The organism is Kaistia terrae, from assembly GCF_026344005.1.
In the GTDB taxonomy this organism is placed as follows: domain Bacteria; phylum Pseudomonadota; class Alphaproteobacteria; order Rhizobiales; family Kaistiaceae; genus Kaistia; species Kaistia terrae.
This window is the reverse complement of record NZ_JAPKNH010000011.1, coordinates 20629-42517: the sequence shown is the minus strand read 5'-3', so window position 1 is coordinate 42517 and position 21889 is coordinate 20629. Positions and strand designations below refer to the sequence as shown.

General features: G+C 64.5%; 19 protein-coding genes. 12 read left to right on the top strand and 7 right to left on the bottom strand.

Annotation, left to right across the window (positions count from 1 at the left end):
* Window positions 1–22: 22 nt before the first annotated feature.
* Complete coding sequence (locus OSH12_RS22220) at window positions 23–967, bottom strand: DMT family transporter (protein ID WP_266345820.1); 945 nt, start codon at window positions 965–967, stop codon at window positions 23–25.
* 355 nt (window positions 968–1322) lie between these two features.
* Between OSH12_RS22220 and OSH12_RS22215 the strand changes: the two genes are divergently transcribed.
* The 12 genes from OSH12_RS22215 to OSH12_RS22160 all read left to right on the top strand — a co-directional run bounded on the left by OSH12_RS22215 (window position 1323) and on the right by OSH12_RS22160 (window position 14944).
* Window positions 1323–2543 carry a DEAD/DEAH box helicase gene (locus OSH12_RS22215; RefSeq protein WP_266345819.1) on the top strand — a complete coding sequence of 407 codons (1221 nt, stop codon included), beginning with the start codon at window positions 1323–1325 and terminating at the stop codon, window positions 2541–2543.
* Between the two features lie 53 nt (window positions 2544–2596).
* Window positions 2597–2803, top strand: coding sequence for a cold-shock protein (locus tag OSH12_RS22210; protein WP_018182467.1), 207 nt, complete (start codon window positions 2597–2599; stop codon window positions 2801–2803).
* A gap of 9 nt (window positions 2804–2812) precedes the next feature.
* Entirely contained in the window at window positions 2813–3094 is a 282-nt protein-coding gene (gene infA, locus OSH12_RS22205; protein ID WP_018182468.1) for a translation initiation factor IF-1, read from the top strand.
* Between the two features lie 663 nt (window positions 3095–3757).
* Window positions 3758–4243, top strand: a complete 486-nt coding sequence (locus OSH12_RS22200) for a tellurite resistance TerB family protein (RefSeq protein WP_266345818.1) — start codon at window positions 3758–3760, stop codon at window positions 4241–4243.
* 34 nt (window positions 4244–4277) lie between these two features.
* Entirely contained in the window at window positions 4278–5036 is a 759-nt protein-coding gene (locus OSH12_RS22195; protein ID WP_266345817.1) for a glutamine amidotransferase, read from the top strand.
* A 371-nt stretch (window positions 5037–5407) separates the two neighbouring features.
* Complete coding sequence (locus OSH12_RS22190; protein ID WP_266345816.1) at window positions 5408–6301, top strand: choline/ethanolamine kinase family protein; 894 nt, start codon at window positions 5408–5410, stop codon at window positions 6299–6301.
* A complete protein-coding gene (locus OSH12_RS22185; RefSeq protein ID WP_266345815.1) occupies window positions 6298–8748 on the top strand; it encodes a GcvT family protein in 2451 nt (816 codons plus the stop codon). The genes OSH12_RS22190 and OSH12_RS22185 overlap by 4 nt, the downstream gene beginning before the upstream one ends.
* 123 nt (window positions 8749–8871) lie before the next feature.
* The gene (locus OSH12_RS22180; protein ID WP_266345814.1) at window positions 8872–9897 is read left to right on the top strand and encodes an extracellular solute-binding protein; all 1026 of its coding nucleotides are present in this window, start codon (window positions 8872–8874) and stop codon (window positions 9895–9897) included.
* The gene (locus OSH12_RS22175; protein WP_266345813.1) at window positions 9894–11474 is read left to right on the top strand and encodes an ABC transporter permease; all 1581 of its coding nucleotides are present in this window, start codon (window positions 9894–9896) and stop codon (window positions 11472–11474) included. Before OSH12_RS22180 ends, OSH12_RS22175 begins: the two co-directional genes overlap by 4 nt.
* 280 nt (window positions 11475–11754) lie before the next feature.
* On the top strand, window positions 11755–13107 hold the full coding sequence (locus tag OSH12_RS22170; RefSeq protein ID WP_266345812.1) for an SH3 domain-containing protein: 1353 nt from the start codon (window positions 11755–11757) through the stop codon (window positions 13105–13107).
* 280 nt (window positions 13108–13387) lie between these two features.
* Window positions 13388–14338, top strand: coding sequence for a GGDEF domain-containing protein (locus OSH12_RS22165; RefSeq protein ID WP_266345811.1), 951 nt, complete (start codon window positions 13388–13390; stop codon window positions 14336–14338).
* A gap of 93 nt (window positions 14339–14431) precedes the next feature.
* Window positions 14432–14944, top strand: a complete 513-nt coding sequence (locus tag OSH12_RS22160; protein ID WP_266345810.1) for a hypothetical protein — start codon at window positions 14432–14434, stop codon at window positions 14942–14944.
* Window positions 14945–15016: 72 nt separating this feature from the next.
* Here the strand turns inward: OSH12_RS22160 and OSH12_RS22155 are convergent, their stop codons facing one another.
* From OSH12_RS22155 to OSH12_RS22130, 6 genes are read right to left on the bottom strand one after another with little or no spacing between them, the layout of a single operon-like run.
* Window positions 15017–16063, bottom strand: coding sequence for a lactonase family protein (locus tag OSH12_RS22155; protein WP_266345809.1), 1047 nt, complete (start codon window positions 16061–16063; stop codon window positions 15017–15019).
* A gap of 52 nt (window positions 16064–16115) precedes the next feature.
* Complete coding sequence (locus OSH12_RS22150; protein ID WP_266345808.1) at window positions 16116–17264, bottom strand: alanine racemase; 1149 nt, start codon at window positions 17262–17264, stop codon at window positions 16116–16118.
* A gap of 28 nt (window positions 17265–17292) precedes the next feature.
* Complete coding sequence (locus OSH12_RS22145) at window positions 17293–18894, bottom strand: N-acyl-D-amino-acid deacylase family protein (protein ID WP_266345807.1); 1602 nt, start codon at window positions 18892–18894, stop codon at window positions 17293–17295.
* Window positions 18891–19943, bottom strand: coding sequence for a Gfo/Idh/MocA family protein (locus OSH12_RS22140; RefSeq protein ID WP_266345806.1), 1053 nt, complete (start codon window positions 19941–19943; stop codon window positions 18891–18893). The genes OSH12_RS22145 and OSH12_RS22140 overlap by 4 nt, the downstream gene beginning before the upstream one ends.
* Window positions 19940–20860 (bottom strand): carbohydrate ABC transporter permease, encoded by a 921-nt coding sequence (locus OSH12_RS22135; RefSeq protein ID WP_266345805.1) that lies wholly within the window; start codon window positions 20858–20860, stop codon window positions 19940–19942. The genes OSH12_RS22140 and OSH12_RS22135 overlap by 4 nt, the downstream gene beginning before the upstream one ends.
* Entirely contained in the window at window positions 20857–21771 is a 915-nt protein-coding gene (locus OSH12_RS22130) for a carbohydrate ABC transporter permease (RefSeq protein WP_266345804.1), read from the bottom strand. The genes OSH12_RS22135 and OSH12_RS22130 overlap by 4 nt, the downstream gene beginning before the upstream one ends.
* Window positions 21772–21889: the final 118 nt, after the last annotated feature.

Genomic DNA, 21889 nt, shown 5'->3' with positions numbered 1-21889 from the left:
CGCAATCGTGAAGTCAGGCGCCCTATCCGGGGACGTTGTCGCCGACTTCCTCGGCAAGCGTTTCGCCGCCCTTCGGCGGGCCGGCGCGCTGCTCCCGCAGGAAGATGTAGAAGCCGGCGGCGATAATGATGGCGGCGCCGAGCAACATGGACGGCTTGGGCGTATCGCCGAAGAAGAAATAGCCGAACACCACGGCCCAGATCAGCATGGTGTACTGATAGGGAACGACTACCGAGGCTGGCGCCAGCCGCAGCGAGCGCGTCACGCAGAGTTGCGCCGCCAGGGCGACGATGCCGATCAGCGCGAGGCTTGCGAGGCCCATCGGCGTCGGCGTCGTCCAGGTGAAGGGCGCCAGGATCGCGCCAACGACGAGGGTCGCCACGGTCGAGAAGGTGAGAAGCGTCGAGTCCGGCGTTCCGCGCAGCTGGCGGGTGACGATCATCAGCGCCGCGAAGAACAGGCTGCCGCCAATGGCGATCAGCGCGCCCCAACTCAGGCTTTCGGACGAGGGTTGAAGAACGATGATCACGCCGATGAAACCGGCGATGACGGCGAGCCAGCGCGGTGCATCGACCTTTTCCTTGAGCAGGACGGCCGAGAGCGCCACGACGTAGATCGGGCCGGCGAGATAATAGGTCATGACATCGGCCAAGGGCAGCATCGACACCGACCAGTAGAAAAAGCCGATCTCGCCGACCATGACGGCGACGCGGAGCAGTTGCATCCACGGGCGCGGCGCCTGGCGGAGTTTGGCCATCCCGCCTTGCTTCCGGACGAACGGCGCAAGCACCACCATCGCCGCGATCGAACGCACCAGCATGATCATGCCGACCGAGTAGGTGGCGGTCAGCCATTTGCCCAGCGTATCGTTGGCCGAATACAGGAAAATGCCCAAAATCATCAGCGCGATGCCGAGAAGCGGGCCGGAGAGCGTGCGGGGGGTGGCAATTGGGCTGCTGGCGGACATGAAATCACATGATGGGATGATTGAAGGGGCACTCTGCACAGAAGTGGGGTATAGACAAGCAGATCAAGGTCAATACGGCCTGGGAAAGGGGCGCTGTCGGCGCCGCTGCGACTTTTCGTTTGCTTTTTCCCCAGCGAGACTGCATATACGCGGCGACGATCATCGTGATCGCGCTGTGCCACACGAGATTTCGGTGGCTCCATCCTGCTGAATAAGCAGGACACGACCCCGTCCTCTGATCCTGTCGCGCGTGGGTCATGGCTAGAAGTCGGATGCCGGACGGTGTTCGCATAATTAGGCTTTCTTCTTGAATCAATTGACAAATTTTGCAGCTCTGGCACTTGCAGAGCCGCTCGTGCGTGCGCTTGACGTGGCCGGCATTACGACGCCGACGCCGATCCAGGCCCAGGCAATCCCCGCACTTCTCGAAGGCCGTGACATGCTCGGCATTGCACAGACCGGAACCGGCAAGACCGCCGCGTTCGGCCTGCCGCTCCTGCAGCATCTGTCGCGCCGCGCTGATGGTCTCCAGCCGAAAAGTGCTCGCTCCCTCATTCTCGCCCCGACGCGTGAACTTGCGATCCAGATCGATTCCGAGCTGCGCAAGTTCTCGAAGTTCCTCGGCATCCGGCACGCGCTCGTCTTCGGCGGCGTTGGCCATCAGCCGCAGATCCGGGCGCTCGAAAAGGGTGTCGACATCCTCGTCGCCACCCCCGGCCGTCTGCTCGACCATTTGCAGGCGCGCGTCGTCCGTCTCGACCAGGTTTCCCACCTGGTGCTCGACGAAGCCGATCGCATGCTCGACATGGGCTTTGTCCGCGACGTCATGAAGATCGTGGCGTTGCTGCCGGAACAGCGTCAGTCGCTGTTGTTCTCGGCAACGATGCCCGCCGAAGTGGCGACGCTCTCGCGCAAGATCCTCAAGGACCCGATCCGGGTCGAGGTCACGCCCGAGGCTGTCACCGTCGACCGCATCGACCAGAAGCTCTATCGCGTGCCGACGGCCGAGAAGCGCAACTTCCTCCTGGATCTGCTTGCCAATCCGGAGATGGAACGCGTCATCGTCTTCACGCGTACCAAGCACGGCGCCGATCGCGTCGCGCAGCATTTGCAGAAGGCGCGCGTCGAGACGCTGGCCCTGCATGGCAACAAGTCCCAGGGTGCCCGTCAGAAGGCGCTGGAAGGCTTCAAGGATGGAAGCCTCCGTGTGCTCGTCGCGACCGACATCGCCGCTCGCGGCATCGATGTCTCCGGCATCACCCATGTGGTCAATTTCGACCTGCCCGACGAACCGGAATCCTACGTCCATCGCATTGGACGTACGGCCCGCGCTGGTCGCAGCGGGCTCGCACTCTCTCTGTTCGACGCCGGTGAATCGGCGCGTCTGAAGGCAATCGAGCGGCTGATTCGCCGTCCGATTCCCGAGGTCGCGACCCAGTTCAAGGCCTCGCATTCGGCCCCTCGACCCGTTGCGGATGCGCAGCGGGGCGAAAAGCCGGTCCGCGACAGCCAGCCGAACGAAGAAAAGAGCAAGAAAAATCGGTGGCGTGGCCAACAACGCCGCCGAGCGGCTTGACGACGGGACGGTCGTTAGCAAAGTTCTCTACCGCCAGACTGAAGGAGATTTCCATGGCGACGGGTACAGTGAAGTGGTTCAATGCGACGAAGGGCTATGGATTCATCCAGCCCGACCAGGGTGGTCAGGACGTGTTCGTTCACATCAGCGCCGTTGAGCGCGCTGGTTTGTCGACGCTGCGCGACGGCGCCAAGATCTCGTACGAACTCGAGACCGACCGCCGCGGCAAGACGTCCGCGACGGAATTGAAGGTCTCGTAAGGAAAACACATGGCGAAGGAAGAAGCGCTCGAATTCGAAGGTACGGTCGTCGAGGTACTGCCCGACGCCAAGTTCCGCGTGGAACTCGAGAACGGGCATGTCGTCGTCGCCTACACTGCGGGCCGGATGAAGAAAAACCGGATCAAGACGCTGGCGGGCGACCGCGTAACCGTCGAGATGACGCCATACGATCTCGATCGTGCGCGACTGGTTTTCCGGCACAAGGGCGAACCGCTTGCATCGCAGGCACCAAGGCCGCCTTTCCGCGGTGGCGCGGCGCGTCGACGCTGACATCCGACGCCAGGTGAAGATAAAGAGGGCCGACGCGAGATATCGCGCCGGCCCTTTCCTTTTGGTCCGGTCGAGCAGCGGCGGGTTCGCGGCGGTTTCTGCCGTTTCGGCCGCCTCCCGTTGTGGCGCCAGGGCTGGTATGGTTTAGACGGATTAACCCCATTTAGGGCCAAAATCCGGCAGGTTGTGAAAATGTGGCGCCTAGAGGGCAAAACCCGCTTGCGTCCCGCCGCGGAAGCCCATATTCTTTTCTTGTCGCGGGGCAGACGATTCACCAGATCTTAAGTCCGCACGGAATAGGCAGCTTCGGGAAGTTCCCGGTTAGAAGTGTATTCGAAGGTTATTTGACGCGTAGTTGTACTTAGAATTAATGAGCTCGAGTTTTTTTTGGTTCGAGCAAAGAATTTTCTTATTAAGTTATGTTTAGCCGCCGGCCCAAAAGGTCGGCGGTTTATTTTTGTGCGCAGTTTACTTGTAGCCGACCCTGCGCATTCTTTGTGTCGTCTTGGCTCGAATCCGACTTTTCCGCGGCAACGCCCGGATACGTTGCGTGTGGCGACGGCATGTCGCGCGCCACTTTCCTATCCCTGCCTCAATCTCATGCCCCTTGGGGTGGCGCGACGGCCGAATCGATGTTCGAATTGGCCGCCTGGAGGAATTTGAATGCTCAATGTGCTTCGCAATTTCATCGCTGAACTGACGGGCGAAACCCCGGCCCGGTCGTTCGGCGAGGACGATCACCGCCTTGCCGCGGCGGCGCTGCTCTATCATGTCGTCGCGGTCGATGGCGACGTTGCCGAGGCTGAGCGTGTGCGCCTGCACGAATTGCTTCAGGCGCGCTACGGCCTCGACGAGGCGGAGACGGACAAGCTCGTGCGCGCCGCCGCTGAGGCCGATGAGGAGGCGATCGACTTCTACCGTTTCACCAGCGTACTCAAGTCCAAGCTGGACGAGATCGATCGCGAGCAGATCGTCGCGATGATGTGGGACCTCGTCTATGCGGATGGTCGACTGACGGAATTCGAAGACAATTCGATCTGGCGCGTCGCCGACCTGCTTGGCGTTTCCGGCCGCGCGAGGCTGCGGTTGAAGAAAATCGTGCAATCGGGTGGCAGCGCCCTCGACGGCCTCGATCCCAGCAAGGCCTGAGCGACCGGTTGACCCGAACAAGGAGCCTTTCGTCTTGCCGTCGCCGCCGAAGCCCGTTCTGATCGTCCTGCACCAGGAGCATTCGACACCGGGTCGTGTCGGCCTCCGGCTGACGGATCGTGGTCATGCTCTCGACGTCCGCCGCCCGCGCTTTGGAGATCCGCTGCCCGACACGCTGGCCGATCATGCTGGGGCGATCGTTTTTGGCGGTCCGATGAGCAGCAATGACGACGAGGACTACATTCGTCGCGAGATCGAATGGCTGGCGGTGCCGCTGGCCGAACAGGCGCCGCTGTTGGGGATCTGCCTCGGCGCGCAGATGCTGGCGCGCCATCTCGGCGCCAGCGTCGGGCCGCGTCCGGATGGTCTGGTCGAGATCGGCTATTATCCGCTACGAGCCACCGAGGCGGGGCAGGGGCTCTGCGCCTGGCCGGAGACGGTCTATCAGTGGCATGGCGAAGGCTTCGATCTGCCGGCCGGCGCGTCGCTGCTGGCCGAGGGCCAGCTCTATCAGAACCAGGCCTTTCAGTATGGCCCCTCGGCCTTCGGCTTCCAGTTCCATATCGAGCTGACGCTGGCTATGATGCATCGCTGGACGACCACGGGGGAAGAGCGCTTCAAGCTGCCCGGCGCCCAGCCGCGCGCGCAGCATATGGAAGGCCGCGCCGTCTATGACGCGCAGACCTCGCGCTTCCTCGACGGCTTCCTCGATTTCTGGCTGCGCCTGCCGCGCGCCGATGGCGAGGCGCAGGATCCGGCGAGTGCCAGCCTCGTGCCAATCCGCATCGGATAGCGCGGGTCCGTCGTTGCAATCTGCGAATCCCGTCGCAGAATGCAATGCGCGAAGGGTAAATCCGCCGTTAACCCTATCCAGATCTGGCGGATTTGATTCAAATGCTAACCATATCTGGTGGAAGTTCGGTCGTTCGCGCTTGGCAGGAAGCTTGCGACACATCTTGGCAAGCTGATCTTCCGGTTGTGCGTAATCAGCTCTTATCGGACGGAGAAGGGTCGAACCGTTGACCCCCGGTAGCCCTTCTCCGCTCCGCTTAGCTCCGCCTCTGCACGCGGTGCTTGCATCCTTCCCCCTGCCTGGTTTCCAATAGCGACGCGACGGATTCCTTTCGTCGCGGGGGAAGTCCTTCCCATCCGGAACCTTCGGTCATGACGGACACGCAGGATTCGTTGGCGCGCGCGGCCCGGCTCTCGTTCTGGAGCGGCCCTGTCTCGCCGCAGCCGCTGGCGGGCGGGCTGACCAACACCAACTATTGGGTCGAGGATCGCGGCCGGAAATTTGTCGTGCGCATCGGCGGCGACAGGGTCGAGCACGGCATCATCCGCTCCAACGAGCTGGCGGCCAGCCATGCGGCGGCGGAAGCCGGCGTCTCGCCGATCGTCGTGCATGCCGAGCCCGGCGCCATGGTCATCGACTTCATCGAAGGGCGCAGCCTGACGCCCGTGGATATCAGCGACGAGCGCTATCTGGGTCGCATCGTGGATCTGCTGCGACGGGCGCATCATGACATCCCGCGCTTCTTCCGCGGCCCGGCGCCGCTGTTCTGGGTGTTCCAGGTCATCCGCGACTACACGCATACGCTCGAAGCCGGCGAGAGCCACTATCTGCCAATGCTGGTGCGCCTCCTGGATTCCGCCGAGCGGCTCGAAAAGGCGGTCGGCCCGATCGAGCTGGTCTTCGGCCACAACGACATGCTGGCTGCCAATCTGATCGATGATGGGAAGCGGCTATGGCTGGTCGATTGGGACTATGCCGGCTTCAACTCGCCGCTGTTCGATCTGGGCGGGCTGGCTTCCAACAACTCGCTGTCGCGGCAGGAGTCCGAGCGAGTTCTGGAACTCTATTTCGAACGCCCACTGACGGACGAGCTACGCCGGCGCGCGGCAGCTATGACGGCGGCGTCTCTGTTGCGCGAGACGATGTGGAGCATGGTCTCCGAACTGCACAGCCATCTCGTCTTCGACTATCCCGCCTATACGGCCGAATTCCTCGGGCGCTTTCAGCGTTCGCTCGCCAGTTTTGACGAAATGGAACGTGCATGAGCGATCTTCCTTCCTCGGCCCGCATCGTCATCATCGGCGGCGGCATCGTCGGCACCTCGGTTGCCTATCACCTCGGTGCGATGGGCCAGACCGACGTCATCCTGCTTGAGCGCGGCAAGCTCACCTCCGGCTCGACCTGGCATGCCGCCGGCCTTGTCGGCCAGCTCCGCACCTCCGCCAACATCACGCAGCTGCTCGGCTACTCGGTGGCGCTTTATGACCGGCTGGAGGCCGAGACGGGGCAGGCGACGGGCTGGAAGCGCAATGGCGGCCTGCGGCTCGCCTGCAATGCCGAGCGCTGGACCGAAGTGCGTCGCCAGGCGACGACGGCGCGCTCCTTCGGTCTGGAGATGCAGCTGCTGACGCCGCGCGAAGCACAGGACCTTTGGCCGCTGATGCAGGTCGACGATGTCGTCGGCGCTGCCTTCCTGCCGACCGACGGCCAGGTTTCGCCTTCCGATATTTCCGCCTCGCTCGCCAAGGGCGCGCGCCAGAAGGGTGTCACCATTCGCGAGGGCGTCGCCGTCACCGATATCGTCGTCGAGAATGATGCGGTCGTCGCGGTAGAGACGGATCAAGGCCGCATCGCCTGCGACAAGGTCGTAATCTGCGCCGGGCAATGGTCGCGCGAAATCGGGCGGCTTGCCGGCGTCAACGTCCCACTCGTCTCGGTGCAGCACCAATATCTGATCACCGACACCATCCCCGGCGTCACGCCGAACTTGCCGACTTTGCGCGATCCCGACCGGCTCACATACTGGAAGGAAGAGGTCGGTGGGCTGGTGATGGGCGGCTACGAGCCCAATCCGAAACTCTGGGACGTCGATCCGCTGCCGCGCGATTTCGAATTCCAGCTGCTGCAATCCAATTTCGATCATTTCGAGCCGATCCTGCAGCAGGCACTCGGTCGCGTGCCGGCGATGGAAACGGTCGGCATCAAGCAGTTCATCAACGGCCCCGAGAGCTTTACGCCAGACGGCAATTTCATCCTCGGCGAAGCGCCGGAGGTCAAGAACCTCTTCGTCGGCGCCGGCTTCAATGCCTTCGGCATTGCGTCGGGCGGTGGCGCCGGCATGGCCTTGGCCGAATGGGTGGTGAATGGTGCGCCACCCTTCGACCTCTGGCCGGTCGATATCCGCCGCTTCGGCCGCAACCATCACGATCTCGCCTGGATCCGCAGTCGGACGCAGGAGGCCTATGCCCGGCACTACACCATGGCTTGGCCCTCGGAGGAGTTTCTCTCCGGCCGGCCGCTGCGGCGCTCGCCGCTCTATGATCGGCTGGCGACCGAGGGCGCGGTGTTCGGCGAAAAACTCGGCTTCGAACGCGCCAACTGGTTTGCCGATATCGCAGCGGGCGAGGTGGCGGAAGATATCTACACCTATGAGCGCCCGAACTGGTTTGAGGCGGTCGGCCGCGAGCATCGCGCCGCGCGCGAGGCGGCAGTGCTGTTCGACCAGACCTCGTTTGCCAAGTTCGAGCTGACCGGGCCTGACGCCGAGAAGGCGCTTTCCTGGATCGCGGCCAACGATGTCGCCAAGCCTGTTGGGCATCTCGTCTACACCCAGATGCTGAACCAAAAGGGCGGCATCGAGTGTGACCTGACCGTCGCGCGGCTGGCCGAGGATCGCTATTACGTCGTCACCGGCACCGGCTTCGCCACACATGATTTCCACTGGATCCAGTCGAACATCCCGGCCAGCCTCGATGCGCGGCTGACGGATGTCACCTCGCAGAATGCCGTGCTGGTGCTGATGGGGCCGCGCGCCCGCGACATCCTTCAGCCGCTGGCCGATGCCGACATCTCCCATGCCGCCTTCCCGTTTGGCCGTGCGAAAAGGCTCTCCATCGCCGGCTGCCCGGTGCTGGCGCTGCGCGTCACCTATGTCGGTGAACTGGGTTGGGAACTGCATGTGCCGGCGGAATTTGCGCTGACGCTCTACGATGCGCTGATGCAGGCCGGCTGCCCCTTGGGCCTGAAGCTTGCCGGCTATCGCGCCATCGAAACGCTGCGGCTGGAAAAAGGCTATCGCGCCTGGGGCGCCGAGATCGGCCCTGACCATTCACCGCTCGTCGCCGGTCTGGCGTCGTTCGTGAAGCTGAAGAAGTCGATCCCGTTTCTCGGCCGCGAGGCGTTGGAAGCACAGGCGCAGAAGCCGTTGCCGCGCATGCTCGCCGCCTTCACCACCGACGATCCCTCAATCGTCCTGCTCGGGCGCGAGACGATCTATCGTGATGGCGAGCGTGTCGGTTGGCTCGCCAGCGGCGGCTATGGCTACACGGTCGAGCGGCCGATCGGTTACGGCTATGTGCGCCGCGCCGCCGGGGTGGACCGTGATTTTGTGCTTTCCGGCTCTTATGAGCTGGAGGTTGCCGGCACCCGGATCGCGGCCCGCGTTCATCTCGATCCGCTTTACGATCCGGCCGGTCTTCGCATTCGCGCCTAGCCGCACTTTCCCGACAAACCGCAACGGCGGCGTATTGGCTTCGTAGTCCTACGGAGTTGACAGGGCGCGCCCGCAGGTATTGGTACAAAAAGTAATCGACAGCAATAACATAGAGTTATTCCAATGTACGACGTCACAAGACGTCAGCTGATGCATCTCGGCATCGGGGCAGCCGGTGCAGCGCTGCTCACGGACACGGCCAGCCCCGCGCGCGCCGAAGACCAGACGCTGGCGCTCTATAACGGCCAGCATCGTCCGCCGGTCGAAGCGCTGGTTGCCGCCTTCACCGCGGCGACGGGCATCGCCGTCGTCACGCGCAATGGCAACAGCGCGCAGCTCGCCAGCCAGTTGATCGAGGAGGGCGCCAATTCGCCCGCCGATGTGTTCTGGTCGGAAGAGAGCCCCTCGCTCGCCGCTATCGATGCCAAGGGCCTGCTGGCGCCGCTCGATCCCGAAACGCTGAAGCAGATCCCGGCCGAATTCGCCGCCAAGGACGGATCGTGGATCGGTGCCGGAGCGCGCTGCCGCGTCGTCGTCTACAACAAGTCGATGATCGAACTGTCGGCGCTGCCGAAGACGGTGCTCGATTTCGCCGGCGAGAGCTGGGCCGACAAGGTCGCCTTCGCGCCGAACAGCGGCGCTTTCCAGCAGCAGGTCGTCGCCGTTTCGCTGCTGAAGGGGCGCGACGTCGCGTTGAACTGGCTGAAGGGCCTGCGCCAGTACGGCCGCGTCTACAACAGCGATTCCGCCGCGGTCGAGGCGGTCGAGGGTGGCGATATCGCGGTCGCGCTCAGCAACAATTATTATTGGCACGCGCTGGAGCATGAGCTCGGCCCCGACAATATGAACTCGGCGCTGTATTTCATCGGCAATGGCGACCCCGGCACGTTGATCACCGTTTCCGGCGCCGGGGTGTTGAAAACCTCGAAGAAGTCCGCCGCCGCGCAGCGCTTCGTCGCCTTCATGGTCAGCGCCGAGGGGCAGGCGGCCATCGTCGGCGCGATCGCGGAATACCCGCTACGGCCCGGCGTCGTGTCGCCCTTCTCGCTCAAGCCTTTCGACCAGCTCGATCCGGCGCCTGTGACGCCGGCGGATCTCGGCGACGCCGCCGATGCGCTCGCACTGCTGCGCGAGGCTGATCTCGCTTGACCAGCGACGGCAGCGCTTCCAGCAGCTCTTCCCGGCGCGGCACCGCCGGCCTTGCGCCGGCGTCGCGGCTGCTCGTCGTGCTGGCGTTGATCCCGACCGCCCTGATCGCGCTGCCGATCGTCTATGTGCTGATGCGTTCCTGGGGCGCGGGCTGGGAAGGGATCTGGAACGAGCTCGCCCGGCCGCGCACGGCGATGCTGCTCGGCAATACCGTGACGCTCTGCCTGTCGGTGACAGTATTTTCCGGGCTGATCGGCTATGCCGCCGCCTGGTTCACCGAGCGCACCGATCTTCCGGCGAAGTGGCTCTGGCGGGTGCTGTGCTGCCTGCCGCTAGCCATGCCGGCCTTCGTCGCCAGCTTCGCGTGGAAGTCGCTCGGCCCCGCCTTTCAGGGCATGCCTGGGGCGATCCTGATCCTGACCATGGAGAGCTTCCCGCTCATCTTCCTGCCAGTGGCGGCGTCGCTCCGCGGCATGGATCCGGGCATGGAGGAAGTGTCGCGTTCGCTGGGCAAGGGGCCGGGCGCCACCTTCTGGAGAGCGACCTTTCCAAGAACCCTTCCAGCGCTCGGCGGCGGCGCCCTGCTGGTGGCGGCGCACATGCTGTCGGAATTCGGCGCATTGGCTTTGCTGCGCGTCCAAACCTTCACGACGGCGATCTTCCAGCAGTATGAGCTGCAGTTCGACAATTCGTCGGCGGCCGTGCTTTCCGCGCTGCTGATGCTGCTTTGCCTGCCGGTGGCGTTCGGCGAGATGTGGCTGCGGCGCGGCGTCCGTTTCTCGAAGGTGGGCCGCAACACGGCGCGGCGCGGTTCGCCGGCCCGCCTCGGTCGCGCGACGCCCTTCGTTGTCCTTGGCTTCCTGCTGGTCGCGATCGTCTCGCTCGGCGTGCCGTTCGGCCGTCTCGGCTACTGGCTGGTCAAGGGTGTTTCGGCCGGTCGAGGCCTGGATGCGCTGGGGCCGGCGCTGTTTGGCTCGCTGTCTCTGGCGCTGCCTGGAACCGTCGTCACGACGCTGATCGCCTTGCCGCTGGTGCTGCTGGCCCTGCGCAGTGGTGGGTTCTTCGCGCGCTTCGCCGACCGGTTGCCCTATGTCGTGCATGGGTTGCCGGGTCTCGTCGTCGCCCTGGCGCTGGTTTATCTCTCGATCCGTCTGTTGCCGGCGATCTACCAGACGCGGGCCGTGCTGTTCGCGGCCTATGCGATCCTGTTCCTGCCGCTTGCCCAATCGGCGATCCGTGCTTCGGCCGAGTTGGTGCCGCGCGAGATCGAGGAGGTGGCTCGCACGCTCGGCCGCAGCCCGCTGCAGGCTTTCGTCTCAGTGACCTTGCCGTCGTTGGCCCCGGGCCTTGGCGCGGCCCTGGCGCTGGTGGCGCTCGAACTGATGCGCGAACTGACGGCCACTCTGATCCTGGCTCCAACCGGCGTGGTGACGTTGGCGACCGAAGTCTGGCTGCACACCAATGACAGCGCCTATGCCGCCGCCGCGCCCTTTGCCGCGCTGCTGGTGCTGATCTCGGGTGTGCCGGTCTATATCTTTACTCTGCGCACCCTGCGTCCACGCACGCTTCGCGACTAGGCCCTACACCTCGCAACCAGGCCGACGTCTCGCGATCAAGCAACACGGCAGATACAGCCGTCGTTGATCCGGGTTGTGGCTCCGGCCTCAAGATCGGCAAAGAGTCGCCGCATTTTCCGTTCATGATCAATCTGGATCGATCCACTTCGGATGGAGCCGGTCGACGGGAAGATTTCTGTAGTAATATTTCGACAAGTTACTGCAGAAGGAAATATTAACCAAAACGAATTTGTCGTCTGTTTTGGCGGGTGTGGGGGTTACATGTCGAAGCAAAGTAGAGATGAGTACCATGACACATTCGGGCAAGTCCGGCGCCGCCTTGCGCGCGCGCAGTCTCGCTGAGCTGACCGATCAGGATCTCCTGAATTCCGGCGCCGAAGGCGCTTCCGAGGAGTCTCCCCGTACGCCGTCCCTCCCCGTTCCCCTGAGCCTGCGTGCCGGCCCCAGGCTCGTGCATTATGATGCCAGGCCCGAAGCCGCTGCGGCTGAGGCTGCGAGCCGGCTGGAAGATCTCGCCGCCGAGCTTGAGGCCGCCCTGATGAGCGACCTGCGCAACGTTGCCTCGGTGTTGCAACCCGACGAGCCGGCCCGGTCTGTTCATGCGCTGCCGCTGGTCCAGGCCGAGATCGAGACGGGCTTTGCCGGCGATACGCTGCCCGGCGGGACCGTTTCGACAGAGGCTCCGCAGCAGGATCGGCTTGTGGTCGAGCGGCTTCTGGCGCGTGGACGTCTCGCCAATACGGCCCCCGTCCCGGATTCCGCGCCGACGGGCGCGGCGCTGGAAGAACAGCTTTCCGGCGAACTGGCGGAACGCCTCTCGATTGCCGTCGATGAATTGCGCGTTTCCCGAGGGGAGGCGCCTTCCTATGACGCCGCGCCGCTCGCCTATACCGACGCGGGACGTCGCCGCACCGTGTTGAACCGGCAGTTGGTGGCCGTCCTCGCCGTGCTGGCTCTCGTCGGCGGCGGCGCCCTGGCGACCATCCAGTCGGTCACCGCCCGCACCGATGCACCTGTCGAGGAGGCGATCGACCAGGTCTCTACTGCGGGGATCGCCACCGCCGGAATCGCCACGACGGAGGCCGCGCCTCTGCCGGCCCCGGCGGCCAAGCAGGTCTATGACCGCGCTGTCGAGGACCCGGCATTGCCGGAAGCGCCGCCACTGCGGGGTACTGACGGGCTCGAATCCATCTCGGGCTCTGCCCCGACGCTGGGCACCGCACTGTTGCCTGGTTCGGCTGTCCGCACGGAACCGGTCCAACCGAGCGTTCGCGCGGTCTATGCGACGTCGGCTGTTGAGGCGCCGCCGGCAGTGGCGCCCGAATCCGCGCCGGTCGCGGCTGCGCCGAAGCCCGTCGCCGATCCGGTACCATCGTCAGAAGTCACCGCGGCCGTTCCTGAGTCGGTGGCCGTGCCGGCCAAGGCGGCGGATACATCGCTCGTTCCCGGGCCCGCCAGGATCACCAGCGGCGTCAAATTGCGCGGCAATCCGGACAATGGTGCGCCGACCATAGGCCTGCTCAAGACCGGCGACCAGGTGCAGGTCGTTCAGTGCAAGGGTTGGTGCGAGGTGGTTGCCAGCGGCAAGCGCGGCTTCGTTTTCAAGAAATTCCTCGCATCCGTCAGCGGCTAGGTCTTCAGCCCCAACTTTTGGTAGCGCGAGGATGTCCATGGGCATCCTCGCGAAACGTTGTTGGTTTTCGGGCTGCATTATGATTGTGTCGGAATGATTGCATCTGCTACCAGTGGCAATCTCTGCGAGGCAATCGAAGACGCACATGCACGGCCAGGTATCGAACATAGTGGGCATTGCGGCCTGCACTCGGCCGCGCGATCCGGAGCGCTATCTGCGTTCTGTCGAGATTCTCCTCTCGGCGGTGCAGGCTCTGTCGTTCGCGCGCGAGACGGGCCAGGTGCAGCGCATCGTCAATGCGGCCGCCCGCCAGATGACGGGCAGCGACGGCGCGACCTTTTTCCAGCGCGAAGGCACGTTTGGGCATTTCGTCGATGAGGATGCGATCGCGCCCCTGTGGAAGGGTATGCGTGTTCCGCTCCACGATTGCATCGAAGGCTGGGCGATGCTGAACCGGCAGCCGGTGTTGTCGCTGGATATCACGGCGGATAACCGTCTCGACCCTTCCGTCTTTGAGGGCACCTTTGTCCGCAGCCTGGTCGTTGTTCCGATCCGCACCCTGGAGCCCGTTGGGGCCATCGGGGTCTATTGGGCGGCGGTGAACGGGCCGAATGAGGACGACCTGCACCTTATGGTGCGGCTCGCGGACGCCACGTCGCTGGCGATCGAGAACATCCGCATCTACGGGGAACTTGAGGATCGCGTGCGTCTGCGCGCTGCCGAACTCGACAAGGCGAAGGCTGATATCGAGGAACTCTCCATCACTGACGATCTTACCGGTCTCCTGAATCGGCGCGGTTTCCGCCGCGCGGCCGAGGCGGTCCTCGCCGGCGGCTACGGGTGCCAGTTGGCCTTCATCAATGTCGACGGGCTGAAAAAGGTGAACGACAAGTTCGGCCATTCGGTCGGCGACAGTCTGATCGCCGATTGCGCCAGCGTTCTGCGTGACTGCGTGCGTCAGTCGGACGTAGTCGGCCGGATGGGCGGAGACGAGTTCTGCGTTCTCGTGCAGGCGCCGCTGGCCCCGGCCGAGACGTTGCGCAACAGCCTGCGGACGCGGCTCGATTACTTCAATCGCTTGTCGCCTGCGCAGTGTACGCTTTCGATCAGCGTCGGCATCGTGCAGGCTATGCCGGGCCGCAACGAGTCCCTGGACGATCTGCTCGGCCAAGCCGATGTCCTGATGTCGATGGAAAAGCACTCCAAGTCGATGTCGAACTCGCGCCACTAGGGCGATTTCGCGCGAACGCATGACGGTTCGCGACCAGGCAGGAAATTTGAGATTTTCGCCGTTTCAGAGAAACGGCAAAATGCACCAGGCGCCGTGGAAAAACGGTCATGGCTCGCCGATGTTTGCCCGTCTTCGGGCGGCCGCATCCCGCCTCGATGGTCAGCCTTGCTAAATCGTCCGATCGTTCAAATTGCAACGATCGGTTTTCGAATTTGCGAACGGCTGAGGCTGCCTTATCGGGTCAGGATGACCCACAAGGCAAATTGCATGTCGCTAGGAAAGAAGTCCAAACTGCCGCGGAAGCCGACGCCTCCGGCCGCTGCTTTCGCAGACCCCCGACGAGCCGCCGCGCCGTCCGGATCGACCAGCCGTCCGGTCCGCTATCTCGAACTGACTGTCGAGGAACGCGACAGACTGGAGCCGGCGCAGGCGCTGGTGATTGATGGCGCCGGACGCGAATGTTTTCGGGGTCTGACCATCGCGGAATCGCTCGAGTTCCTGACGCTTCAGCGCATCGGCCTCGACAATGACGACCAGCGTTTCCTCAAGTTGGTGCTGCTCGGCGATCTGCACGAGGCCGCGCAGATACGTTTTCGGGCCACCTGAGGTCGACTTTTCGCCGACGCTAAAGCCAAGCCGGCCGCGGCCTTGGTCGAGCCGCTGCCGGGACCGAGGCGACTAGGCTTTCTGCGGCAGGATCCAGCCGGGATAAGCACATTCGAAGGCGGTATCTGCCGAAACCGGTACGCCGTTATCGAGCTTCAGCGCGGCGATGCGCGAGGAATCCCAGCCGGCAACGAGCAGGTGGTCGCCCTGGACGAGCAGGTGCTGCGGCCAGAACACGGTTGAATCGAGTTCCGACACCAGCTTCGGTATCTTGCCGGAGACGTCGAAGGTCGAAATCGTGTCGTTGCCGCGATTGGCGAAATAGACGAAGCGTCCGTCGACCGAGCGCTGGATGTCGCCGGGATAGTTGCGGCGATGGCGGGTGCGAGCCGGTCCCGGACGCGTCGTGCTTGGAACGCTCTGCCAGGCGCCCTCAGGCGCGCCAGGATGGCCGACGAGCAGGTTGGAGCCAAGCTCACCTGAGATGGCGAGGCGGCCGTCCGGCAACACGACGGCGTGGCGTGGGCCGCAGCCGGCGGGCAGCTTTGTCACCCGAGTCTGCGTCAACGCGGCCGCGCCCGGCTTGGTCAGGTCGACGCTGAATTCGCGGATGGAATCGTCACCGAGATCGATGATGAACAGCGTCTCGCCGACGAAGAAGGCCTGGTGCGGATGCGCGTCGTCCTGCCGATCCGTCTCCGGACCGCCGCCTGAAAGTTTTACAAGCGCGACATCACCGTCGAAGCTGCCATCGGCGCCAAGGCGCTGCAGACCGACCGTGCTCGTCGTGTAGTTGGTGAAGACCAGCAGTTTGCCGGAGGGATCGACGGTCAGATGGCAGGGCTCGGCGCCGCCGCTCTTCTTCTCGCCGATGGTTTCGGCCTTGTCTCCGTCAATCCGCCAAGCATGGATCTCTCCATCCATGCCGGCACGCGACGTGCCGTAGATGACGGGCAGAGTCGGGTGCCAGGCGAGCGAGGAGAGATGCTCGGCCCGCGCCAATGTTTCGCCCTTCCAGAGGCCGTCCGTCTCGACCCAGCGGGTGAGGCCGTGCAGTTCGAAAACGCCGCGTGACGCAATGAATAGCGCCTCGCCGGCTGCGAGCTTGAAGTCGGACATCTGGATTCTCCCCCGATCGGTGCTGGTTTGCGTAGAGCTTAGCTCGCTATCGCTATTCCGACGAGCCCGGCCCAAAGCCTTCCCAGGTTCCGGTCAGCTTGCCATCGCGCAGGATCGCGGCGCGGCGCAGCATGGCGAAGGCCATGCAGACATGGTTCGGCACGATCTCGAGGCGGGTGCCAACCGGCAGCGGCGTCGGCTCGCCTTCGCCCTGCCAGCGCAGCCAGCCATGCTCTTCCGACATCTTGTCGATGACCCAGCCCGGTGCGTTCACGATCATGCCCATGCCGGGATATTCGTGCCGATGCGCCGCGGCGGGGACGAGATCGGTCGAAAGCGACTTTGAGCCAGCGTCGATGCAGGCGCGGTCGGGATCGGGATGGCTGATGACCGTGCCGATGACGCGGACGGCGACGGTGTCGAGCGTCGCATTGCCGAGCGCGATCTGGCCGACATCGTTGAAAGCATAGATGCCGGGGCGGATCTGGGTCACGCCCGGCACATGGGCGACGGCTCGGGCCGAGGCCGAGGCACCGAGCGACACGATCGGTAGCTTAATACCTTCTGCGCGGATCGCCTTGGCAATGCCGACCATCAGTTCACCGGCGGCCACCGCGCGAGCTTCGAGGTCGGCCTTGTCCTTGGCGCCGTAGGTGGCGCCTTCATGGGTGTAAATACCGACAAGATCGACGCCGGGCGCGCCAGAAATCGCCTTGGCAACATCCACCGCCTTGGCAGGCGAGACGCCCTCGCGGCCGAGGCCGGAATCGATCGCCAGCATCATGCGGACCTTTTCGCCCGCCGCCGCGAAGACCGCGCCGATGCTGGCCGCGGCGTCGACGCTGTCGGTTGCGAACAGCGCGTCGGCGCGGCGGGAGAGCGCCAGTGCCCGAGCGCCATTCTCGGCGCCGAAGATCGGGTTGGCGATGAACAGCCGCTCGATGCCGGCATCGGCAAAGGCTTCGGCCTCCCCGAGCTTGGCAACGCAAAGGCCGTGCGCGCCGCGCGCGATCTGGCGGCGCCCGGCATCGGCCATGCGGTGCGTTTTGGCGTGCGGATAAAGCTCGACCCCGGCCGAGCGGGCAATCGCCGCCATCTCGTCGAGGTTACGGTCGAGCACGTCGAGATCGAGTACGAGGCCGGGCGTGGCGACCGGGATGTCGGTCCAGTCGGAGGCAGCGGCGGAAAGGGCGGCGGACATTTGCTTTGTACCTTGTGGATAGGCGAGATCAGGCTGGCATGCGGATGACACGGCCGGCGCGCACGCCCGTCATCTTGCCGTCTTCGAGCGCCAGCTTGCCATTGACCATGACATGGAAAATGCCCGTCGCTGCCTGGCGCGGGACTTCGTAGGTGGCGTGGGCCTTCACCGTCATGTCGTCGAAGACGACGATGTCCGCCTTGGCGCCTTCGACGATCCGGCCGCGATCGGGTTGGCGCAGGCGGTTCGCGGCGGTGCTGGTCATGTGGCGGACGCATTCGGCGAGCGTCAGTACCTTTTCCTCGCGCACATAGGTTTCCAGCATACGTGGAAAGGTACCCCAGGAGCGCGGATGCGGCCGGTCGCCGACCAGGATGCCGTCACTGCCGACTGTGTGCTCGTCGCGCTGCATCAGCGCCCGTACATGTTCCTCATGGCCGATGAAGAACACGCAAGGGGCGCTGCGCTCGGTGGCGACGAGGATATCGAGCGCGAACTCGGCCGGGCTCTTGCCGGCCTTTTTCGCGGCGGTCGCAAGGTCCGACTCCATCACCCATTCAAGCTCCGGCGCGCCGGGTGTGCCGACGACATGCACGGTTGACCAATTGACGGTCAGGCCCTGATGCCCGTCCGAACCGATGATGTCGAGCGCTTCGATGATCTTGGCACGATACTGAGGCGAGCGAAGACGCGCCATCTGTTCCTCGCCGGTGCCGGCGAGCGACCAGCTCGGCAATTGCGACAGCAGCGTCGTCATGCCGGCGAGATAGGGATAGCTGTCGAAGGTAAGGTCGACACCGTCGGCAATCGCGTCGTCCAGCATCTTCAGCAATTCCGGCAGCTTGCCGCGATTGCACTCGAAGGAGAGATGCGTATGGGCGAGATGCAACGCGACGCCGGACCGCCGGGCAATCTCGAAGCATTCGCGATAGCCGCCGAGCGCATCGAGGCCGTAGTTTCGGTGGTGCGGGCAATAGAAGCCGCCATACTCGGCGACGACCTCGCAGAGCGCCACCAGTTCGTCGGTGTCGGAATACATGGCCGGGACATAGGTGAGGCCGGTCGAGAGGCCGACGCCACCTTCCTCAAGCGCCGTGCGCAGCAGCGCCTTCATCTGCTCCAACTCGTCGGATGTAGCGAGGCGGGGCGCGTTGCCCATGACGAGCATGCGCAGATTGCCGTGCGGCACGAGGTAGGCGGTGTTGACGGCGGTGTTGCCGTCGAGACGCTGCAGATATTCGGCGACGGAGCGCCAGTTCCAGTCAAAACCCGGCGGGTCGTCGTTCCAGCCCTTCAACTGCGCACGGAGTTCGGCCAGCGTCGCCTCGTCGATCGGCGCGTAACTGAGCCCATCCTGGCCGAGCACTTCGGTCGTCACGCCTTGCGTGATTTTGGAGGTGTGGTCCGGTTGGACCAGCACCTGCAGGTCGGAGTGGGTATGCATGTCGATGAAGCCGGGAGCGAGGATCAGCCCGCCGATGGCGATCTCGCGGTCGGCTTCGAGCTTTTCCGTGCCGTCGGTGATGCGGACGATCCGGTCGCCCTCGACCAGGACGTCGCCGCGCACGGGATCGGAACCGAGGCCATCGACGATGATGCCGCCGGAGAAGAGCGTGGTCTGGAAAGTCATGCTGTTGGGATCCGTATCTTCTGTCCGGTGCGGGCGCTCTCGTAAATCGCGTCCGTGACGGCGACGACGTGCGCCGCCAATTGCGCTGTCAGGCCCGTGGGCGCTGGTGCACCGAGCGCGCATTCGATCAACGCGGTGGTGGGCGCGCCGGCGTCGTAGAGGCCCGAGGCATCGGCTTCGCCATATTCGACTACGTCGCCATTCGCCCGCACGAGGCGGACATGGTCGACGACGGAATCGAGCCAGATCTGGCCCTTGTCGCCATAGAGCGCGAGGTGCCATTGCGGCCGGGCGAGATAGGGGTGCGTCGAGCCGCTGCTGATCGCTGCCGTGCCGCCACCGGCGAAATCGGCGTTGACGCTGGCATGCAGGTCGATCTCGCGCCCCGGCGGATAGGTGCTGGCGCTGACGGCGACGATCGGCTCGCCGGCCAGCCATTCGATCAGGCCGAGCTGATGCGACATCGAGACGGCGGCCGAACCGCCGCCCGAGATCTTGCGGTCCGTATAGGTGGCGGTGTTGGAGGTGCCGTCGCCGCCCCAGCCGCCATCCGTTCCGCCCATCAGCAGAGCGCGCGTGTTGACGGCGAGATGCATGGTCAGGTGCTCGATCTTGCCGATCTCGCCCCTGTCGATCAGCGCTTTCGACAGCGCGAAACCGGGCGCGGCTGGCCAGCCGAAACCAACCAGCAGGGTGCGGCCGACCCGGTCGGCCGCGTCGCGCATCCGGCTTGCGGCAACGGCTTCCAGCGCGAACGGTTTTTCGACCAGTACATGCGCGCCGGCTTCGAGCGCCGCGATCACCTGCTCTTCATGCGCAACTGGCGGGCTGGAAACGACGACGATGTCGGGCTTTTGCGCCAGCACATCGCGCCAGTCGGTGAAGGCGAGCGGCACGTCGAAAGCGGCGGCGAGGTTCTTCGCCGTCGCTTCGTTCGGGCTCGACAGCGCCACCAGCTCGACGCCGGGATGGGCGGCGAGCGTCGGTAGATGGCTCGATTGCGACCATGAGCCGGCGCTGATGACTGCCGCACGGATGGACCTGGTCATTTCACGGCTCCGGCAGTCAGCGCGCCGACGACGTGGCGCTGGAAGATGATGACGAGCACGACCGGCGGGATCATCGACATCACCGTCGCGGCGGCGAGCGCGTTCCAGTTGAACTGCTGCACGGACTGGAACCCGGCGAGAAGCGGTGGAACGGTCAGCTGGTTGGTCAGCACGAGCGAATAGAAGAACTCGCTCCACGCTTCGAGGAAGATCAGCACGCCGGCGGCTACTAGGCCGGGGCGGGCGAGCGGCACGACGATGATCCAGAGCGTCTGAAGCCGGGAAGCGCCGTCGATCTTGGCGGCTTCCTCGATCTCGCGCGGCAGCTGGTCGAAGTAGTTCTTCAGGATCATGATCGCCAGCGGCAGCGTGAAGACGTTGTAGCTGATGATCAGCGCCCAGGGCGTGTTCAGGATGCCGGTGACGCGGAAGGCGACGAAGAACGGCCCGATGATGGCGATGGCCGGGATGACGCGCGAGATGATGATCGAGAGCTCGAACAGCCGCGAGCCCCGGAACGGATAGCGTGACAGGCCGTAGGCGGCGAGACCGGCGATGAACAGGTTCAGGATCACCAGCACCGAACTGACGAAGAAGCTCTGGCCGATCGCCGGCAGCAGGCGCGAGCCCATGTCGGTGGTGCCAAAACCCTTCAGATTGGTCGAGCCGGTCAGCACCGAGAGATAGTTGTCGAAGGTAATGCTGGAAGGGACCATCGGGAATGGCTTCACGCCGAGCTGCGACGGGGTGATCAGGCTGGAGACGACGAGATACCAGACCGGCAGCAGGATCCAGATTGCGAACACCAGCACGCAGAGATAGATCACGCAGCTGGCGACGAAACTTCGTTGCCGGCCGCTGGCGGTGGCGGCCTTCGAACGGCGTCGCGCCGGGGCGGTTTGCACAAGAGCGGTCATGCGGGCTGGCTCCCCCGGGCGTAAAGCAGCTTGACGGTAATCAGGCCGCCGGCGAGCGCCACGAAGCCGAGAATGACGGCGAGCGCCGAGCCGAGGCCGATCTGGGTGACGCCGAACAGCTGGCGATAGATCAGGATCGAAAGCACCTGGGTGGCGTCACCCGGCCCGCCCTGGGTCATGGCGAAGATCACGTCGAATTGCAGGAAGGCGTAGATGATGTTGAGCACGGTGACGGTGACGAGCGCCGGCCGAAGCCAGGGCAGGGTGATGTTGCGGAAGCGCTGCCAGAGATTGGCGCCGTCGAGGGATGCTGCCTCGTTGAGATCGCCGGGCAACGTCTGAAGGCCGGCCAGCAGCAGGATGCCGGCGAAGCTCGCCTGTCGCCAGACGGCGGCGACGATGGTCACCACCAGCGCCGAGTTCGGGTCGGACAGGAAGTCGTGATAGTCGGTCGTGGCGCCCATCATCAGCAGCACGGCGTTGAGACCGCCGACGCTGCCATCGGCAAACCACTTCCACAGGATGCCGATCATCAGCCAGGGCGTCGCCCAAGGGATGATCAGCAGCGCGCGGGCGAGGCCACGGCCGATGAAGTGCTGGTTGAGCAGCAGCGCCATGGCGAGGCCGAACAGGGTCGAGAGCACGACGAAGCCGACCGAGAACAGGAAGGTCACCCAGGCCGATCGCCAGAACACCGAGCTGCCGAGGACGATGGTGTAATTCTCAAGACCGACGAAGGGGCCGAGGCTGCGGCCATGCGCGGGCACGTCATGCAGGCTGTAGAGGATGGTGAGTACAGTCGGAATGAGCAGCAGCACGGCGAGAAGGATGGCGGCAGGCGCCGTCACCTTGAGCCCGAACCGTCCGTCGTCGTTGCGGAGAGATCCGCCGAGTTTGCGTGTGGCCGACACGGTGATTTCCTTCAGGCGCTGCCGTCGCGTTGCGAGCCCATGGGATGGCTGCCGCGGGCAGGCATGTCTGTACGCGCATCATGGGCAGGGCCTCGGTCTCGCCAGCGAAACCGAGGCC

Coding starts and splice junctions, on each gene's coding strand:
- OSH12_RS22220 (WP_266345820.1), bottom strand. CDS start 967: ATGTCCGCCAGCAGCCCAATTGCCACCCCCCGCACGCTCTCCGGCCCG.
- OSH12_RS22210 (WP_018182467.1), top strand. CDS start 2,597: ATGGCGACGGGTACAGTGAAGTGGTTCAATGCGACGAAGGGCTATGGA.
- infA (WP_018182468.1), top strand. CDS start 2,813: ATGGCGAAGGAAGAAGCGCTCGAATTCGAAGGTACGGTCGTCGAGGTA.
- OSH12_RS22200 (WP_266345818.1), top strand. CDS start 3,758: ATGCTCAATGTGCTTCGCAATTTCATCGCTGAACTGACGGGCGAAACC.
- OSH12_RS22190 (WP_266345816.1), top strand. CDS start 5,408: ATGACGGACACGCAGGATTCGTTGGCGCGCGCGGCCCGGCTCTCGTTC.
- OSH12_RS22185 (WP_266345815.1), top strand. CDS start 6,298: ATGAGCGATCTTCCTTCCTCGGCCCGCATCGTCATCATCGGCGGCGGC.
- OSH12_RS22180 (WP_266345814.1), top strand. CDS start 8,872: ATGTACGACGTCACAAGACGTCAGCTGATGCATCTCGGCATCGGGGCA.
- OSH12_RS22170 (WP_266345812.1), top strand. CDS start 11,755: ATGAGTACCATGACACATTCGGGCAAGTCCGGCGCCGCCTTGCGCGCG.
- OSH12_RS22155 (WP_266345809.1), bottom strand. CDS start 16,063: ATGTCCGACTTCAAGCTCGCAGCCGGCGAGGCGCTATTCATTGCGTCA.
- OSH12_RS22150 (WP_266345808.1), bottom strand. CDS start 17,264: ATGTCCGCCGCCCTTTCCGCCGCTGCCTCCGACTGGACCGACATCCCG.
- OSH12_RS22145 (WP_266345807.1), bottom strand. CDS start 18,894: ATGACTTTCCAGACCACGCTCTTCTCCGGCGGCATCATCGTCGATGGC.
- OSH12_RS22140 (WP_266345806.1), bottom strand. CDS start 19,943: ATGACCAGGTCCATCCGTGCGGCAGTCATCAGCGCCGGCTCATGGTCG.
- OSH12_RS22135 (WP_266345805.1), bottom strand. CDS start 20,860: ATGACCGCTCTTGTGCAAACCGCCCCGGCGCGACGCCGTTCGAAGGCC.